Consider the following 16,678-nt stretch of genomic DNA (forward strand, 5'->3'; position numbering starts at 1 on the left):
ATCCGATTCCCTTTATTGTTAGAATCCCCGGTTAACCGCGGGCAATCGCCCGCACAGCCCGGTCAACTGTACATTAATTATTCAACTAAGTGGCTGTCACTCGGACGGCCGCTCACCCCTGGCGATTAGTTCGCCAACCCCAAGTAAAAGTAAAGTTGAGAATAAACCTTCACTGTAGCGGCTAAGTATTAAATATCAGTGGTTTTTTAGCAACAATTGGACAATCTGTACACAGTTGATTGCCAGGTCTTTGCGCAAATTGTCGGACACTGCACAAAAGTTGACCTGCCGCGGGCTCAGCAGGCTCTGCCGCAGTCGCCCGACGAAGGTGATGTCGCTCCCCACCGCTTCCGCCGCCGAGGGTCGCTCGGCCAGTTTCAACCCGGTGCCATTGCGCAGCAGCCCGCGCAGCTGGTCCAGGTCCGCCTCCTCCTTCAGCACCACGCGCAGGTTGGCCAGCTGCCCGTGGAATACCGACGCGGTGTTGATACAGGCGTCCACCGCGATGTCCTCGCCCAGCAGGCGGCGCAGGTCGTGAACCAGCGCCAATTCGCTTAAATTGTGACCACTCTCCAGCAGCGCCTCGCTGGAGCTCAGCTGGTTGAAGGCCAGGCGGTGGCCCACCGCGGGGTCCACCTCGGCCTCCTGGCCGTTGAACATGCGCGCTGTCTGCGCCGCCATGGAATCGACCGCGGCCTTGCCCAGTGCCGATACCGGCTGGTTGAGCTGTACTTCCACGGCCTGCAGGCGATCGCGAAGCGGCAGCAGCGCCTCGGCAACCATGGCCGCCCCGGCGGCCGGCAGCGCCACCACATGCCGCTCGGCAGCGGCAATCTCGCCCGCATTGAGCAGGGGGTTCACCACCGCCACGCTCTCGTCGCCGCGCGAGTTGTCAGAGGCATCCACCACCCAGGCGCCGGCGGATTCCGCCGCCGCCAGTGCGGCACGGCCGGCATCGCCGCCCTTCAGCAGTACCACCACTTGCTCCGGCCCGAAGGCGAACTGCCCGAGGTCCTGCACGGTGATGTTGCGATTGGCAAATACCTGCTGCTCGACCTCGCTGTCCTCTTCCTCCAGCAGGCGCAGCTGCTGGGGCAGCACTGTCTTGCGCTCCTCGAGGATCTCCAGCAGGGGGGTGAAGGCGGCGTTATCGACACCGACGATGACCAGTTCGCGCTTGGTTTCCGGCGTATTCTCGGACATGGCAGTTCAGTTCCTGGATTGGAGGGGATCAGAGAGCGCGCGATTATACCTGCGCGCGCCACAGGTGAAAGTCACCGGGGGCAGTCCGGCGACACTGCCAGAACGCAAAGGGCCCCGGCGGGAATACTCCCGCCGGGGCCCGGCAAGCGGTGGCAAAAGCGCTTACAGCTTGCCCAGTAGGATCAGCAGTACGCGGCGCAGCGGCTCGGCGGCCCCCCACAGCAGCTGGTCACCCACGGTAAAGGCATTCAGGTACTCGGGACCCATGTTCAGCTTGCGCAGGCGGCCGACCGGGATATCCAGCTTGCCGGTCACCGCGGTCGGGGTCAGCTGCTCCAGGGTAGCCTCGCGCTCATTGGGTACCACGTTGACCCAGTCATTGGCGCCGCCGATCAGCTGCTCGATGTCGCCCATGGGAACATCCTTCTTCAGCTTCACGGTGAAGGCCTGGCTGTGGCAGCGCATGGAACCGATACGCACGCAGGTGCCGTCCACCGGCACGGGGCTGTCGGTACCGAGGATCTTGTTGGCCTCGACCTGGGCTTTCCATTCCTCGCGGCTCTGGCCGCTCTCCACCTGCGTATCGATCCACGGCAGCAGGCTGCCCGCCAGCGGCGCACCGAACTCGGCGGTGGGGAATGCGGTGGAACGCATGGTATCCGCCACCTTGCGGTCGATGTCGAGGATGGCGCTGGCCGGGTCCGCCAGCTCACTGGCGACGCCGTCACGGATGGCACCCATCTGGGAGATCAGCTCGCGCATGTGCTTCGCGCCGGAGCCACTGGCAGCCTGGTAGGTCTGGGCAGAGACCCACTCCACCAGGCCTTCCCTGAACAGTCCGCCCAGGCCCATCAGCATCAGGCTGACAGTGCAGTTGCCGCCGATATAATTCTTCACGCCGGCGTCGATGCCGCGGTCGATCACACCGCGGTTGACCGGGTCCAGCACGATCAGGGCGTCGTCGTCCATACGCAGGCTGGAGGCGGCGTCGATCCAGTAGCCGTCCCAGCCCTTCTCACGCAGCTGCGGGTAGACCTTCTTGGTGTAGTCACCGCCCTGGCAGCTGACAATCGCGTCCAGCTCCCCCAGCGCGTCGATATCAAAGGCGTCACCCAGCGGGGCCACTTCGCGGCCGATGTTCGGCGCCTTGCCGCCGGCATTGGAGGTAGAGAAAAATACCGGCTCGGCGATATGGGCGAAATCGTTCTCTTCCAGCATGCGACCCATAAGGACGGAGCCGACCATACCGCGCCAGCCAATAAAACCTACTTTTTTCATTTCAATAATCCTGTAATTCCTGTGTGTCCGGTTCGCCTGCGAACAGGCTCCTGCAAAGTTGGATTGACCTTGTTATTGAAATTAGAAAGCGGCCACCACTGCTGCGCCCATTTCCGCGGTGGATACCTTCCTGCTTCCCTCAGTGTAGATATCCGCGGTGCGCAGTCCCTGGTCGAGCACCTTACTGACGGCCTGCTCGATGGCATCCGCCGCCTCTGACATGTCCAGCGAGTAACGCAGCATCATCGCCGCCGACAGGATGGTCGCCAGCGGGTTGGCGATGCCCTGGCCGGCAATATCCGGTGCCGAACCGTGGCACGGCTCGTAGAGCCCGAAGCCGGTCTCGTTCAGGGAGGCCGACGGCAGCATACCGATGGAACCGGTGAGCATGGCGGCGGCATCGGAGAGGATATCGCCGAACATATTGCCGGTGACCATCACGTCGAACTGCTTGGGCGCGCGCACCAGCTGCATGGCCGCGTTATCCACATACATGTGGGTCAGCTCCACATCCGGGTATTCGGGTGCCAGCCGGTCCATCACCTCGCGCCACAGCACAGTCACTTCCAGGACGTTGGCCTTGTCCACCGAGCAGAGCTTACCGCCGCGCTTCTGCGCCGCCTCGAAGGCCGTACGGCCGATCCGCTCGATTTCGGATTCGCTGTAGACATAGGTGTTGTAGCCCTGCTGCTCGCCGTCGGCAAGCAGGCGGATACCGCGCGGCTCGCCGAAGTAGATGCCGCCGGTCAGCTCGCGCACGATGAGGATATCCAGGCCGGATACAACTTCCGGTTTCAGCGAGGAAGCTTCGGCCAGCTGCGGGTAGAGGATGGCCGGGCGCAGGTTGGCGTACAGGCCCAGGCGGCTGCGGATCTTCAGGAGCCCTTTCTCCGGGCGAATCTCCCGCTCCAGCGTGTCCCACTTGGGGCCGCCCACGGCGCCCAGCAGGACGGCGTCGCACTCGCCGGCCCGCTCGAGGGTCTCGTCGGTGAGCGGCTCGCCGTACGCATCGATGGAGGCGCCGCCAATCTGGCCCTGGGAAAAGTTCAGGCCCAAGCCGAATTTCTTGTCTGCGGCTTCCAGTACCGCCACCGCCTGCTCGACGATTTCCGGGCCGATACCGTCGCCCGGGAGGATCATGATGTTCTTGCTCACGAAATTACCTTTTCCTGTGCGGGACACCAGTGCTGGTGCCCATATTCAATTCTTGTTTTTCACGCCGGCGCAATCCGGCATGGCCGCCGATAGTTACTTGACCGCGTCAAACAGCCACGGCGCCTGCTCGCGACGCTTCGCCTCGTAGGCGCTGATCGCGTCGGCATCCTCGAGGGTGAGGCCGATATCGTCGAGACCGTTCAGCAGGCAGTGCTTGCGGAAGCTGTCCACCTCGAACGGGATGGTGGTGCCGTCCGGCTTCACCACCTGCTGCTGTTCCAGGTCGATGGTCAGCGCATAACCTTCCTGCGCGTACATTTCCTCGAACAGCTGCGCCACGGTGTCCTCGTCGAGCACAATCGGCAGCAGGCCGTTCTTGAAACAGTTGTTGAAGAAGATATCGGCGAAACTGGGCGCGATGATGGCGCGGAAACCGTAGTCATCGAGCGCCCAGGGCGCATGCTCGCGGCTCGAGCCGCAGCCGAAGTTCTTGCGTGCCAGCAGCACCGAGGCACCCCGGTAGCGCTCCTGGTTGAGCGGGAAGTCGGGGTTCAGCGGCCGCTGGGAGCAGTCCTGGCCCGGTGCGCCCTCGTCGAGGTAGCGCAGCTCGTCGAACAGGTTGGGGCCAAAGCCGGTGCGTTTGATCGACTTGAGAAACTGCTTGGGAATAATCAGGTCCGTGTCCACGTTGGCGCGGTCCATGGGTGCAACCAGGCCCTGGTGTTGGGTAAAGGCTTTCATCAGGCAGTCTCCCCTGCAGCTACAAACTCACGCACGTCGACAAAGTGGCCGGCCACTGCAGCGGCCGCGGCCATGGCCGGGCTCACCAGGTGGGTGCGGCCACCGTAGCCCTGGCGCCCTTCGAAATTGCGGTTGGAGGTGGACGCGCAGTGCTCGCCCGCCCCCAGCTTGTCGGCATTCATCGCCAGGCACATGGAGCAGGACGGCTCGCGCCATTCGAAACCGGCAGCGGTGAAAATCTCGTGCAGGCCCTCTTGCTCGGCCTGCGCCTTCACGGACTGGGAGCCGGGCACTACCAGCACCTGCTTGACGCTGTCGGCCTTGCGGCGGCCTTTCGCCACTGCCGCCGCCGCGCGCAGGTCCTCGATGCGGGAGTTGGTGCAGGAACCGATAAACACGCGGTCGAGCCTGATATCGCCGATCGCCTGGCCGGCACTGAGTCCCATATACTCCAGCGCGCGCTCGATACCGGTGCGGCGGGTCTGGTCCGCCTCGGCAGCCGGGTCCGGAACCCGTGCATTCACGGAAGCCACCATTTCCGGCGAGGTGCCCCAGCTTACCTGCGGCTCGATTTCTTCCGCCGCCAGCTCCACCACGGCATCGAACACCGCATCGGCGTCCGAGTGCAGGCGGCTCCAGTTTTCCACTGCCCGCTCCCACTGCTCGCCTTTCGGTGCATAGGGCTTGCCATTCACGTAGTCGAGGGTGACCTGGTCCACCGCCACCATGCCGGCACGGGCGCCTGCCTCGATAGCCATGTTGCAGATGGTCATGCGGCCTTCCATCGACATGTTGCGAATTGCCGAGCCACCGAACTCGATGGCGTAGCCGGTGCCGCCGGCGGTGCCGATCTTGCCGATAATGGCCAGCACCACATCCTTGGCGGTGACGCCCGGGCCCAGCTCGCCGTCGACCCGCACAAGCATGTTCTTCATCTTCTTCTGGATCAGGCACTGGGTGGCCATCACATGCTCCACCTCGGAGGTGCCGATGCCATGGGCCAGCGCACCCAGGGCGCCGTGGGTGGAAGTGTGGGAGTCACCGCAGACCACGGTCATGCCCGGCAGCGTGGCACCGGTCTCCGGACCGATAACGTGCACGATGCCCTGGCCCGGCTCGTTGATGCCGAACTGGACCACCTCGAAGTCGTTGCAGTTCTCGTCCAGGGTTTGCACCTGGATGCGCGATACCTCGTCGCGGATACCGGCAACACCCCCGGCGCGCTCGGCGCGCTCGGAGGGCACGTTATGGTCGGGGGTGGCCACCAGGGAGTCCTTGCGCCACAGACCACGACCGGCGAGCCGCAGCCCCTCGAATGCCTGCGGCGAGGTCACCTCATGGATGAGGTGGCGGTCGATGTAAATCAGTGCGGTGCCGTCTTCGCGGCTCTTGACCAGGTGGTCCTGCCAGAGTTTGTCGTAAAGCGTCTGCCCGGCCATGGCCGTCTCTCCTCAGTCTTGTGATCGACGCAGTCTAGGCGGGGCGATACATAACATCAATTTATATTTATTATAAGAACATGTCGCTTTTGGAATAATTGCGTTACCCTGCCCCGACACACCCAGCGGCAGCGACCCGAGCGGAGGAACCATGGAAATCCAGTGGCTGAAGGCCTTTCTCAGTATTGCCGAGCAGGGCTCAGTGTCCGAGGCCGCCGAGGCGCTGCACCTGACCCAGCCCGCCGTCTCCAAGCGGCTGGCGGCACTCGAGCAGCAGCTCGGCACGCCCCTGTTCGACCGCATCGGCCGCCGCCTGCAGCTCACCGACGCCGGCCGTGCCCTGCTGCCCCGCGCGCGCCATATCCTCAATGAGGTCAGCGACGCCGAACGGGAGCTGCGGTCCCTGGGCGGCGAGGTGACCGGTAGCCTGCGCATCGCCACCAGCCACCACGTGGGCCTCCACCACCTGCCGCCGGTACTCAAGGAGTTCAGCAACCGCTACCCGGATGTGGCACTGGACATCGATTTCGTCGATTCCGAGCAAGCCTACGAGGCCCTGATGGCCGGCGAGTACGAGCTGGCGGTGGTGACCCTGGCCCTGAAGGAATACCCGAACCTGGAGGCCCGCGTAATCTGGCCCGACCCCTGCGTGGTGGTGGCCGCGCCCGAGCACCCGCTGGCGCAGACGCCGGGCCTGGACCTTGCCGACCTGGCCCGCTACCCGGCCATACTGCCCGACCTCAACACCTATACCGGCCGGCTGATCAAGCGCGAGTTTGACGCCCAGGGGCTGAAGCTGACTGCCAAGCTGGCCACCAACTTCCTCGAGACCATCAAGATGATGGCCGGGGTCGGCCTCGGCTGGAGCGTGCTGCCCCGCACCCTGGTGGACGACAGCCTGGCCGTGCTGCCGGTGGAGAAACTGAACATCCTGCGCAACCTCGGGGTGATCAATCACCGCGCGCGCACCCTCAGCAACGCCGCCAGCGCGTTGCAGCAGCTATTACTTCAGGCTGCGGCGGAAAACGGCCCGCAAGCAACCCGCAAAAAGTAGAGACGGGTCACAGAATTACCCGCTAATCCATCGCCGGCGGCCGACCGGCCACAAAAAAAATAGTAAACTAGGCGCCAATTCTAATAAGGAGGCAACAATGAAAAAACTCAGCCTGGCCATTTGCATGGCACTCACCAGCGGCGCCGCCAGCGCCGATACCATCCTTGGTCTCGACGCCAGCGCCGGCGTATGGATGCCGTCCTACAGCGGCAGCGTCGGGGTGGACCAATTCAGCATCGAGGAATTCCAGCCCGCCGAGGACAATGTCACTTTCCTGCAGGCCGCACTGGAGCATCCGGTACCGCTGGTCCCGAACATCATGCTGTCCCACAGCGCCATCCAGACCGACGGCTCAACCCGCCTGGAGCGGTTCGTCACCTTCGGTGACGAGACATTTATTGCCGGCACCGACGTCGCCACCAACCTGGACCTGAGCCACACCGACGCCACCCTCTACTACGAGATCCTCGACAACTGGGTGAACCTGGACGTGGGCCTGACCGCGCGCCAGTACAAGGGCGAGATGCAGGTTGAGAGCGCCATCCAGGCCGAGAACATCGAGCTGGCCGGCGTGCTTCCGATGGCCTACGGCATGGCCCGTTTCGACCTGCCCTTCACCGGCTGGTCCGTGGTCACCCAGGGCAATGTGACCGGCTACAACGGCGATACCCTGACCGACCTGACCGCCAAGGTGCGCTGGGACTTCGCTCCGGGCCTGGATATGGCCCTCGAGGGCGGCTACCGCAGCATGACCCTGGAGCTGAAGGAACTGGACGAGCTGCAGAGCGACCTGGAAATCAGCGGCCCCTACCTGGGCCTGAACCTGCACCTGTAACCGGGCAGCAGGCAAATGAAAAAGGCGGCCAACTGGCCGCCTTTTTTATACCTGCCCGAACTACCTGTCACTGCTACTGGCTGCCCACGGTCACCACCCCGGGCTCCACGTCAGCATTCTGGGCCCGCTGGCGCAGCATATGGTCGATCAGCACCAGCGCCGTCATGGCCTCGGCGATGGGGGTCGCACGGATGCCGACGCAGGGATCGTGGCGTCCCTTGGTGACCACCTCGATCGGGTTGCCGTGGATATCGATGCTCTTGCCGGGAATACGCAGGCTGGAGGTGGGTTTCAGAGCGATATGGGCCACGATGTCCTGGCCGCTGGAGATACCGCCAAGCACGCCGCCGGCGTTGTTGGAGAGGAAGCCCTCCGGGGTGATCTCGTCCCGGTGCTCCGTGCCCTTCTGCTCCACACTGGCAAAGCCGGCCCCGATTTCGACCCCCTTGACCGCATTGATGCTCATCAGGGCGTGGGCCAGGTCGGCATCCAGGCGGTCGAAGATCGGTTCGCCGAGGCCTGCCGGCACGCCGCTCGCGTGCACCGAGATACGCGCGCCGATGGAGTTGCCCTCCTTGATCAGTGCCTGCATATAGGCCTCCATCTCCGGCACCTTGTCGGCGTCCGGGCAGAAGAAGGGGTTCTGCCCCACCTGCTCCCAGTCGAGCTTCTCGACGCGGATGGGTCCCAGCTGCGACAGGTAGCCGCGCACCTCGATACCGTAGCGCTGGCGCAGCCACTTCTTGGCGATCGCCCCGGCGGCGACACGCACGGCGGTCTCGCGGGCGGAAGAGCGGCCACCACCGCGGTAATCGCGGATGCCGTATTTCTGCCAGTAGGTGTAGTCGGCGTGGGCCGGGCGCACCTGTTCGGCGATGTTGGAGTAGTCCTTGGAGCGCTGGTCGGTGTTCTCGATCATCAGGCCGATGGGCGTGCCGGTGGTCCTGCCCTCGAAGACGCCAGACAGGATCTGCACCTCGTCGGCCTCGCGGCGCTGGGTGGTGTAGCGGGAGGTTCCCGGCTTGCGGCGGTCCAGCTCCAGCTGGATCTCTTCGGCACTGATCTCCAGTCCCGGCGGGCAGCCGTCGACAATACACCCCAGCGCCGGGCCGTGGCTCTCGCCAAAAGTGGTGACAGAGAACAGTTTGCCGAAGGTGTTGCCGGACATAAGTTTTGCTTCCGTGGCTCGCAGGTATCAGTGAATTATCCCGCCCGCACCCCGATTCGGGGCCGGCCGCAGGAAAACATAGCGCAAAGGCGCGCCATTATAGAGGATTGCGCCGGCCGGCGCTGCTGTCTCAACCCGCCCCGAAACAATGGCGATAGGCCAGCAGGTCCTCGCGGCTGATAACGAACACACCGTGACCGCCATCGGCGAATTCCGGCCACAGGAACGGCACCTCGGGGAAGGCCGCCTCCAGGGCCTCCCAGCTGTTGCCCACCTCGCATACCAGCAGGCCATCCGGCTGCAGGTGATCGGCGGCCTCGCGCAGCAGGCGCCGGGTGAAATCCAGCCCGTCCTCGCCGGAGCCAAGCGCAATCTCCGGCTCGGCCCGGTACTCCTGGGGCATTTCTGCCAGGTCGCGGGCATCCACATAGGGCGGGTTGCAGACGATCAGCTCGTAGCTGCACCCCTCCAGCTCGCCAAACATGTCGGACTGCACCGCCCTCACCCGCTCATTGAGCTGGTGGCGATTGATGTTGGTCTGCGCCACTTCCACCGCACCGGAAGAGATGTCACTCAGGTCTACCCGCGCTTCCGGGAAAGCCTCGGCGCAGGCAATGCCTATACAGCCACTGCCGCAGCACAGGTCCAGGATTGCCCGGGGTTCCACCTGCAACCAGGGCTCGAAACCGTTGCGGATCAGTTCCCCGATTGGCGAACGGGGCACCAGCACCCGGCTGTCCACATAGAAGGTCATGCCGCAGAAGTGGGCCTCGTGGGTGAGGTACGGGGCCGGCAGGCGCTCCTGCACGCGCCGTTCGAGTATCGCCATTACATCGCGGCGCTCCTCCATGGTCAGCCGTGCCTGCAGCACCTCCGGCTTGCTCTCCATGGGCAGGTGCAGGGTGTGCATCACCAGCAGCAGGGCCTCGTCCCAAGCATTGTCGGTGCCGTGACCGAACCAAAGCCCGGCCTCATTGAACCGGCTGGTTCCCCAGCGCACATAGTCCAGCAGGGTGTGCAGTTCGTGCAGGGACGCCTCACGCTTCTCGATCATTCACTCTATCCTTCTTTCACTGGGGGCAGGGATAGCCCGACGGGGACTGATCCACCCGCCCGCAAGCGGGGTATAATGGTGCCTTACGGCGGATCTTTACTCAAAGATGACAAAAGCTTAGGGTAGCGCACCCGCCCCTCGGGCTGAGATATTGGAACTGGACCAGATGAACGAACACTACGCGCAAATTATTGAGGCAATCGGTGAGGATCCGCAACGCCCGGGCCTGCGGGACACCCCCAAGCGGGCCGCCAAGGCGATGCAGTACCTGACCCAGGGCTACCAGCAGTCCCTCGACGAGATCGTCAACGACGCCATCTTCCCCTCCGACTGCAGCGAAATGGTCCTGGTCAAGGATATCGAGCTCTACTCCCTGTGCGAGCACCACCTGCTGCCGTTTATCGGCAAGGCCCATGTGGCCTATATCCCCAACGGCAAGGTGCTGGGCCTGTCCAAGGTGGCGCGCATCGTCGACATGTTCGCCCGGCGCCTGCAGATCCAGGAGCAGCTGACGGTGGAGATCGCCGAGACCCTGCAGGATGTCACCGGCGCCGCCGGCGTGGGCGTGATCATCGAGGCCAAGCATATGTGCATGATGATGCGCGGCGTGGAAAAGCAGAACTCGGTCATGAAAACCTCTGCCATGCTGGGCTCATTCCGCAGCCAGCAGGCCACCCGCACCGAGTTCCTGTCCCTGATTCGCTAAAATGCGGTAATACCACCCTATCCCCAACGAGCGGCACAGGGAGGTGTCGCACGCCCGCCGGCGTCACCCTGTCACGGAGAGAGACCATGCCCCACCTGGTAATCGAATACGCGGAAAAGCTGGAAGACAGCATCTCCATCCCCGCCCTCGTGAGTACGGCCCAGGAGGCCATGCACCGCTCGGGCCTGTTTGCGCCCCACACCATCAAGACCCGCGCGCTGCCTTACCGGCACTTTATTGCCGGGGAGAAGGGAGGCAGCTTTATCCACGCCGAGGTACGCCTGCTGGACGGGCGCGACGAACGCGAGCGCGAAGCGCTCAGCTCGGCGGTCTTCAATGCCCTGTGCCAGTTCGCCGACGGGGTGCCGGCGGTGACGGTGGAAGTGCGGGAGATGGACCCCGCGTGTTACTCCAAGCGCCTGCCGTTCTGAGTCCGCGCAGCCGGCGGTTTCTATCTGTAATCCTTTAGTCGCGGCCATGGGCCGCTCCTACGGTGCTAGCTGGCCTGTGGCCGCCCGGCGCCGTGATTGATCGCGGCCAGCGGCCGCTCCTACGTGAAATTGCGCCGGGTTATTCGCCGCGCAGGAAGGGGCCGAACCACTCCGCAATCTCTTCCGCGCCCTCTTCCATATGCAGGTGGTGGCCGCCGTGCATCTCGCGCACCGCAATATTGGAATAGCCCTGCAACAGCGGTTGCATTCGCTCGGCCATGCCCTCGATGCCGTCCAGGGCCAGCACCAGCCGGACGGGCACGTCCGCCTCGTGGATCCGGTCCAGGAAGGCGCGCACCTGGTCGTCGGTGAGCTTGGCCGTGGAGGTGGCCTTCAACCGCGGGTCACTGCTCCAGGTGAGCCCTTCGCGTCCCGGGCGCGTGCCTCGCTCGACAAGGGCGCGGGCCGCCGCCTGTGACAGCTTGAACATACCGTTACGCCGCGCCTCGGTGGCTTCCGCCAGGCTACTGAACTCGCGCGGCCGCACGGCACCGTACCGGGCCCGCTGGGCAATGGCGCGGGCGAGGATCTCCGGTGCCTCCCCTGCCGATGCAGGCGGCGGTACCAGGCCGTCGATCAGCGCCATTCGCTCGATGCGCCTGGGGAAGGCGCCCGCGGCCAGCATGGAGGCCACCGCGCCACGCGAGTGCGCCAGCAGGGAGAAGCGGCGCCAGCCCAGTGCTTCGGTCACCCCCACCACATCCTCCACTTCCTCCCAGATGTTGTAGTTGGCATCGTATGAGCGATGGTAGCTCCGGCCGTGGCCGGCCATGTCGATCGCAACCAGGTCGATACCCTCCAGCAACGGGGCGAGCCGGTCGAAACTGGCGCAATTATCAAACCAGCCGTGCAGCGCCAGCACCGGCACTCCATCGGGATCACCCCAGCGGCGGGCGGCAATGGTCCGGTGATTGAAGTCGAGGGTGATTTCGCGGGGAGTCTCAGTCATAGGGCAACATCTTTGAATAGCAGCCGCTGATGTTGCAGGGGCTGCTACGCGGAAGCAATGACTTCCGGGGACAGGAAGGGTGGTCGATTGTGTGCACCGGGACAGGCTTGCGCCGGCTCCGGCTGCGCGGCGATCGCTTAACTCAGGCTTCCGGGTGCTGCAGCCACGACAGCTCGGCGCAGCCGTCGGCCCACACCTCCGACTCCAGGCAGGCCAGGCTGGCAGTACCCAGAGAGTGGGCACCGGCACTGCCACAGAGGTCGTTCACCAAAATGCTGGCCAGCGGGTTGTGGGTCACCAGCAAAAGCGGAAAGTGTGCCGCGCGTCCCAGCGCATCGAGCACTTCCTGCGGGTCGGTATCACCCACCAGGATCGGTTGCGTGTCCACCCGCTGTCGCAGGCGGCCGGCGACGATCTGCGCGGTCTGCTGGGTGCGTACGAAGGGACTGGCCCAGATCGCCCGCACCTGTGCCAGTTCGTCGGCGCGCCGGTCGCAGATCCAGGCCACCTGGGCCCGGCCGCGATCGGTGAGCTGGCGCTCACTGTCCTCGCCCACCATGGGCTCGGCCTCGCCGTGACGCAGAATCAGTAACTGCACTGGAAACCTCCATGTCGTCCGCGGGTCGCCCCCCACCGGCGAAGGTGTCACTATTTCTCGTTGTCGTCGTCCCTGGCGGTGTCCTTGCCGGCGCTGCTTTCGGTTGCAGTGCTCTTGCTGGAACTGTCACTGGAGCTGCTCTTGCCAGAGCTGCCTTTCGCCGATGCGCTCTTGCTGCCGTTGCGCTTGCTGCCATTGCCCTTGCTGCCGTTACCCTTGGTAGCACTGGAGGCGCTGCTCTTGGCGGAGGTGGATTTGGCGCTCGAGGACTTGCCTGACTTCTCCTCCTCGCGCTCTTCCTCGTACTCGCCCTCGGTACCGAGCTCGACCGGCACGTAGGCACCCGCACCCTTGCTTTTCTCTTCCCTGGGCACATCTTCGTGCCCGGCCTTGCCTTCGCTGACTACCTCGCCTTCCACTTCCTCGGCACTCTCGTAACCGGACAGGTCTTCCACATCGGATTCCGGCCACTCGGCAAACGGGAAAGGCTTTTCCTCGGTGTTGTACACCAGGAACTGCAGCGTCTGGTATACGTAGGAGGCGATCTGGTCCCCCAGCCGGCGCAGGTTGCCATTGGGCTCGCCGGTGAAAATCGAGAACAGGAACTGCAGGATCACCACTGCCAGCATCACGAAGCCGGCGATTTCGAGCAGGACCACGAACAGCACCATGTACAGCAGGCGCATCCAGTGGTTGCCGGAGGTGAGGTTGTCTTTCAGCTCTTCATTATCCATATGATTTCTACCCTTGGGGTTTAGCCGAATAGGCTACATCGAACGTTTGTGCACCCGACATCAAATCGCGTATTACCTCCGGAATCGGGCGCTCTTCAAATAATATGGCGTGAATTGCGGAAACCAAGGGCATGTAGACGCCCAATTCATCCGCTTTGTGCTTGATCAGGCGCACGGTGTTCACGCCCTCGGCCACCTGGCCGATTTCCGCTACCGCCTCTTCCAGCGCGCGGCCGCGCCCCACCAGGTAGCCCACCCGGTAGTTGCGGCTCAGGTCCGAGGAGCAGGTGAGGATCAGGTCACCCACGCCGGCCAGGCCGATAAAGGTCATGGGGTCGGCGCCCATTGCCTCGGCAAAGCGCATCATTTCGGCCAGGGCGCGGGTGATCAGCAGGCTGATGGTGTTCTGCCCGCGGTCGAGAGCCACCGCCATACCGGTGACAATGGCGTAAATATTCTTCAGCGCACCCGCCAGCTCGACACCGAAGACGTCATTGCTGGAATAGACACGGAAAGTCTCGGAGTGGAGCGCCTTCTGGATGCTGCTGCACAGCTCATCATGCTCACTGGCGATCACCGTGGCAGTGTAGTGCCCCGCGACAATTTCTTTCGCAAAGTTCGGGCCGCTCAGCACGCCCACGCGCATGTCGGTGGTTTCCTCCCGCAGGATATCGCTCATCAGGTGGAAACTGTCGTGCTCGATGCCCTTGGTGGTGGAGATAAGCATGGTACCCGGAGAGAGCAGAGGCGCCACACGACGCACCACTTCGCGGAACGACTTGCTGGGAATGGCGACAAACACGATCTGGCATCCGGCCAGCGCCTCCTCCAGGTCCGCGGTGATCTTCAATTCCGGGTGCAGGGTCACGCCGGGCAGGTAATAGCGGTTCTCGCGCAGGTTGCGGCAGCTCTCCGCGCGCTCCGGGTCGCGCATCCACTGGCGAGTGTCGTGGCCGTTACCGGCAACGATGTTGGCAATGGCGGTACCGAAACTGCCGCCGCCCAGTACGGCGATGGAAAAGGGCGTAGAAGTTTCCGTCTGTGTCATACCGATCCGATGGGATTGAATTGGGAAAAACAGTCTTTGTTGTGATCCAGCGGATTATAGAGGGCGAGTCAGGCGAGCCCAACGAAGGCAGGAAAAAAAAGTGGTTTTCGGTCAGATTCCACACAACCGGGGTGATCCGGCAGGCAAATCGGGTAAAAGTTGGCCAGCACTGTGGCCGGCGTTGACTGGAAGGGGCAGGCAGGATGCAGGGGCGGCAGACCGCCGCCCCTGCACAGGAGGCTTTAGCCTCAGGCGTTCAACTCCAGCAGCAGCGCGTTCAGGCGACGCACGTAGTCGGCCGGGTCCGCCAGCTGGTTGCCGGCGGCCAGGTTGGCCTGGTCCAGCAGTATATTGGTGAGGTCCGCGAAGCGGTCCTCGTCCTGCTCCTGGTCCAGTCGCTGTACCAGCGGGTGGGACGGGTTCAGCTCGAAGATCGGCTTGGCCTCCGGCAGGGATTGCCCCGCCTGCTCGAGGATACGGCGCATCTGCGGGCCCAGGTCCTGCTCGCTCACCACCAGGCACGCGGGCGAATCCACCAGGCGGGTGGTCGCACGCACTTCCTCAACGCGGTTCTCCAGCACTTCCTTGACCCGCTCCACCAGCGCGCCGGCATCCTTCTCGACCTTCTCGCGCTCGGCCTTGTCCTCGTCGGTCTCGGCTTCGCCCAGGTCCAGTGCGCCCTTGGCCACGTCCTGGAACGGCTTGCCGTCGAACTCGTGCATATGGCCGGCGAACCACTCATCCACCTGGTCGGTGAGCAGCAGCACCTCGATGCCCTTCTTGCGGAACACCTCCAGGTAGGGGCTGGACTTGGCGGTGGCGAAATTGTCGGCGGCCACGTAGTAGATGTACTTCTGGCCGTCCTTCATGCGACCGACGTAATCCTCCAGCGACTGGTCCTGCTTCGGCTCGTCGGTGTGGGTGGTGGAGAAGCGCAGCAGCTTGGCAATCTTCTCCTTGTTGGCGAAGTCCTCTGCCGGGCCTTCCTTGAGCACGTTGCCGAACAGGTCCCAGAACTTCTGGTATTCGTCCGCGTCCTTTTTCGCCAGCTTGGACAGCATGTCCAGCACGCGCTTGGTGAGCGCACTCTTGATGGCGTCGGTATTGCGGTCCTTCTGCAGGATCTCGCGGGACACGTTCAGCGGCAGGTCGTTGGAGTCCAGCACACCCTTGACGAAGCGCAGGTACAGCGGCAGGAACTGCTCGGCATCGTCCATGATGAAGGTGCGTTGTACGTACAGTTTCAGGCCGCGGGAGGCGTCGCGCTGGTACAGGTCAAAGGGCGCACGAGCGGGGATGTACAGCAGGCTGGTGTAGTCCAGCGTGCCTTCCACGCGGTTGTGGCTCCAGGTCAGCGGGTCGTCAAAGTCATGCGCGATGTGCTTGTAGAACTCGCGGTACTCCTCCGCCTTGATGTCGCTGCGCGGACGGGTCCACAGGGCCTGGGCGGCGTTGACCGCCTCGAATTCCGGCGCCTTGTCTTTCTTCTCTTCTTCCTCGCCCTCGGCAGCGGGGCCCTGCTCCTTCAGCATCTCCACCGGGATGGCGATGTGGTCGGAGTACTTCTTGATGATGGAGCGCAGGCGCCAGCCATCGGCAAATTCTTTTGCATCATCTTTCAGGTGCAGCACCACGCGGGTGCCGCGGCTCGGCCACTCGACATTCTCGATGGTGTATTCGGCCTCGCCGTGGCACTCCCAGTGCACGCCCTGGTCGGCGCTGGCACCGGCGCGGCGCGTGAATACCTCCACCTTGTCGGCGACGATAAATGCGGAATAGAAACCCACACCGAACTGGCCGATCAGGTGCGCATCCTTCTGCTGGTCGCCGGTGAGGTTCTGCAGGAAGCTGGCGGTACCGGAGCGGGCGATGGTGCCCAGGTTCTCGATCACCTCATCGCGGCTCATGCCGATGCCGTTGTCGGTGATGGTGATGGTGCCCTCTTCCTTGTCGAACTCGATGCGGATGCGCAGGTCGGGGTCCTCTTCGAGCAGCTCCGGCCTGGCCAGGGCCTCGAAGCGCAGCTTGTCGGCGGCGTCGGAAGCGTTGGATACCAGCTCGCGCAGGAAGATCTCCTTGTTGGAGTAGAGCGAGTGGATCATCAGGTGCAACAGCTGCTTGGCTTCCGTCTGGAAACCGTGGCTCTCTTTCTGGGCCTCGACGGTCATGGATTGGTCTCCCCTGTCACTAGATTCGGAACAGAGGGCAATATTGGGCCGCGGCGG

At 63.8% G+C, this 16,678-nt stretch carries 16 protein-coding genes; 4 read left to right on the forward strand and 12 right to left on the reverse strand.

Annotation, left to right across the window (positions count from 1 at the left end; genetic code table 11):
• Window positions 1-195: 195 nt before the first annotated feature.
• The 5 genes from BLT26_RS01815 to leuC all read right to left on the reverse strand — a co-directional run bounded on the left by BLT26_RS01815 (window position 196) and on the right by leuC (window position 5,816).
• Complete coding sequence (locus tag BLT26_RS01815; RefSeq protein WP_091507282.1) at window positions 196-1,203, reverse strand: Asd/ArgC dimerization domain-containing protein; 1,008 nt, start codon at window positions 1,201-1,203, stop codon at window positions 196-198.
• A 162-nt stretch (window positions 1,204-1,365) separates the two neighbouring features.
• Complete coding sequence (gene asd, locus BLT26_RS01820) at window positions 1,366-2,481, reverse strand: aspartate-semialdehyde dehydrogenase (RefSeq protein ID WP_091507286.1); 1,116 nt, start codon at window positions 2,479-2,481, stop codon at window positions 1,366-1,368.
• 81 nt (window positions 2,482-2,562) lie between these two features.
• The gene (gene leuB / locus BLT26_RS01825; protein WP_091507290.1) at window positions 2,563-3,636 is read right to left on the reverse strand and encodes a 3-isopropylmalate dehydrogenase; all 1,074 of its coding nucleotides are present in this window, start codon (window positions 3,634-3,636) and stop codon (window positions 2,563-2,565) included.
• Between the two features lie 93 nt (window positions 3,637-3,729).
• Window positions 3,730-4,377 carry a 3-isopropylmalate dehydratase small subunit gene (gene leuD, locus BLT26_RS01830; RefSeq protein ID WP_091507293.1) on the reverse strand — a complete coding sequence of 216 codons (648 nt, stop codon included), beginning with the start codon at window positions 4,375-4,377 and terminating at the stop codon, window positions 3,730-3,732.
• Window positions 4,377-5,816: a 3-isopropylmalate dehydratase large subunit gene (leuC, locus tag BLT26_RS01835; RefSeq protein WP_091507296.1), complete on the reverse strand. Its 1,440-nt coding sequence runs from the start codon at window positions 5,814-5,816 to the stop codon at window positions 4,377-4,379. Before leuC ends, leuD begins: the two co-directional genes overlap by 1 nt.
• A 151-nt stretch (window positions 5,817-5,967) precedes the next feature.
• On the opposite strand from leuC, the gene BLT26_RS01840 reads away from it, so the two are divergent.
• Window positions 5,968-6,870, forward strand: coding sequence for a LysR family transcriptional regulator (locus BLT26_RS01840; RefSeq protein ID WP_091507299.1), 903 nt, complete (start codon window positions 5,968-5,970; stop codon window positions 6,868-6,870).
• A 97-nt stretch (window positions 6,871-6,967) separates the two neighbouring features.
• Window positions 6,968-7,705, forward strand: a complete 738-nt coding sequence (locus BLT26_RS01845) for a TIGR04219 family outer membrane beta-barrel protein (RefSeq protein ID WP_091507305.1) — start codon at window positions 6,968-6,970, stop codon at window positions 7,703-7,705.
• Window positions 7,706-7,778: 73 nt separating this feature from the next.
• Here BLT26_RS01845 and aroC read toward each other — a convergent pair whose 3' ends face one another.
• Both aroC and prmB read right to left on the reverse strand, forming a co-directional pair.
• Window positions 7,779-8,873 (reverse strand): chorismate synthase, encoded by a 1,095-nt coding sequence (gene aroC, locus BLT26_RS01850; protein WP_091507309.1) that lies wholly within the window; start codon window positions 8,871-8,873, stop codon window positions 7,779-7,781.
• A 130-nt stretch (window positions 8,874-9,003) separates the two neighbouring features.
• Window positions 9,004-9,927: a 50S ribosomal protein L3 N(5)-glutamine methyltransferase gene (gene prmB, locus BLT26_RS01855; protein WP_091507312.1), complete on the reverse strand. Its 924-nt coding sequence runs from the start codon at window positions 9,925-9,927 to the stop codon at window positions 9,004-9,006.
• Window positions 9,928-10,093: 166 nt separating this feature from the next.
• Between prmB and folE the strand changes: the two genes are divergently transcribed.
• Together folE and BLT26_RS01865 are read left to right on the forward strand one after the other, a co-directional pair.
• Window positions 10,094-10,633 carry a GTP cyclohydrolase I FolE gene (gene folE, locus BLT26_RS01860; protein WP_091508709.1) on the forward strand — a complete coding sequence of 180 codons (540 nt, stop codon included), beginning with the start codon at window positions 10,094-10,096 and terminating at the stop codon, window positions 10,631-10,633.
• A gap of 86 nt (window positions 10,634-10,719) precedes the next feature.
• Window positions 10,720-11,064, forward strand: a complete 345-nt coding sequence (locus BLT26_RS01865; protein WP_091507316.1) for a 5-carboxymethyl-2-hydroxymuconate Delta-isomerase — start codon at window positions 10,720-10,722, stop codon at window positions 11,062-11,064.
• A gap of 139 nt (window positions 11,065-11,203) precedes the next feature.
• On the opposite strand, the gene BLT26_RS01870 is transcribed toward BLT26_RS01865, so the two are convergent.
• The 5 genes from BLT26_RS01870 to htpG form a co-directional block, all read right to left on the reverse strand.
• Window positions 11,204-12,073 carry an alpha/beta hydrolase gene (locus BLT26_RS01870; RefSeq protein ID WP_091507319.1) on the reverse strand — a complete coding sequence of 290 codons (870 nt, stop codon included), beginning with the start codon at window positions 12,071-12,073 and terminating at the stop codon, window positions 11,204-11,206.
• Window positions 12,074-12,215: 142 nt separating this feature from the next.
• Window positions 12,216-12,671, reverse strand: a complete 456-nt coding sequence (locus BLT26_RS01875) for a SixA phosphatase family protein (RefSeq protein ID WP_091507323.1) — start codon at window positions 12,669-12,671, stop codon at window positions 12,216-12,218.
• A 50-nt stretch (window positions 12,672-12,721) separates the two neighbouring features.
• The gene (locus tag BLT26_RS01880; RefSeq protein ID WP_091507326.1) at window positions 12,722-13,405 is read right to left on the reverse strand and encodes a DUF4389 domain-containing protein; all 684 of its coding nucleotides are present in this window, start codon (window positions 13,403-13,405) and stop codon (window positions 12,722-12,724) included.
• Between the two features lie 7 nt (window positions 13,406-13,412).
• Window positions 13,413-14,453, reverse strand: coding sequence for an NAD(P)H-dependent glycerol-3-phosphate dehydrogenase (locus BLT26_RS01885; RefSeq protein WP_091507329.1), 1,041 nt, complete (start codon window positions 14,451-14,453; stop codon window positions 13,413-13,415).
• Window positions 14,454-14,701: 248 nt separating this feature from the next.
• Window positions 14,702-16,621: a molecular chaperone HtpG gene (gene htpG / locus BLT26_RS01890; RefSeq protein WP_091507333.1), complete on the reverse strand. Its 1,920-nt coding sequence runs from the start codon at window positions 16,619-16,621 to the stop codon at window positions 14,702-14,704.
• Between the last annotated feature and the right edge of the window lie 57 nt (window positions 16,622-16,678).

It is taken from the genome of Microbulbifer yueqingensis, assembly GCF_900100355.1.
In the GTDB taxonomy this organism is placed as follows: Bacteria; Pseudomonadota; Gammaproteobacteria; order Pseudomonadales; family Cellvibrionaceae; genus Microbulbifer; species Microbulbifer yueqingensis.

Bases quoted from the DNA above. Each gene is read 5' to 3' on its own strand.
- BLT26_RS01885 (WP_091507329.1), bottom strand. From the start codon at position 14,453: ATGACACAGACGGAAACTTCTACGCCCTTTTCCATCGCCGTACTGGGC.
- BLT26_RS01865 (WP_091507316.1), top strand. From the start codon at position 10,720: ATGCCCCACCTGGTAATCGAATACGCGGAAAAGCTGGAAGACAGCATC.
- htpG (WP_091507333.1), bottom strand. From the start codon at position 16,621: ATGACCGTCGAGGCCCAGAAAGAGAGCCACGGTTTCCAGACGGAAGCC.
- BLT26_RS01870 (WP_091507319.1), bottom strand. From the start codon at position 12,073: ATGACTGAGACTCCCCGCGAAATCACCCTCGACTTCAATCACCGGACC.
- prmB (WP_091507312.1), bottom strand. From the start codon at position 9,927: ATGATCGAGAAGCGTGAGGCGTCCCTGCACGAACTGCACACCCTGCTG.
- aroC (WP_091507309.1), bottom strand. From the start codon at position 8,873: ATGTCCGGCAACACCTTCGGCAAACTGTTCTCTGTCACCACTTTTGGC.
- leuC (WP_091507296.1), bottom strand. From the start codon at position 5,816: ATGGCCGGGCAGACGCTTTACGACAAACTCTGGCAGGACCACCTGGTC.
- folE (WP_091508709.1), top strand. From the start codon at position 10,094: ATGAACGAACACTACGCGCAAATTATTGAGGCAATCGGTGAGGATCCG.
- BLT26_RS01840 (WP_091507299.1), top strand. From the start codon at position 5,968: ATGGAAATCCAGTGGCTGAAGGCCTTTCTCAGTATTGCCGAGCAGGGC.
- leuD (WP_091507293.1), bottom strand. From the start codon at position 4,377: ATGAAAGCCTTTACCCAACACCAGGGCCTGGTTGCACCCATGGACCGC.
- BLT26_RS01845 (WP_091507305.1), top strand. From the start codon at position 6,968: ATGAAAAAACTCAGCCTGGCCATTTGCATGGCACTCACCAGCGGCGCC.
- BLT26_RS01880 (WP_091507326.1), bottom strand. From the start codon at position 13,405: ATGGATAATGAAGAGCTGAAAGACAACCTCACCTCCGGCAACCACTGG.
- asd (WP_091507286.1), bottom strand. From the start codon at position 2,481: ATGAAAAAAGTAGGTTTTATTGGCTGGCGCGGTATGGTCGGCTCCGTC.
- BLT26_RS01815 (WP_091507282.1), bottom strand. From the start codon at position 1,203: ATGTCCGAGAATACGCCGGAAACCAAGCGCGAACTGGTCATCGTCGGT.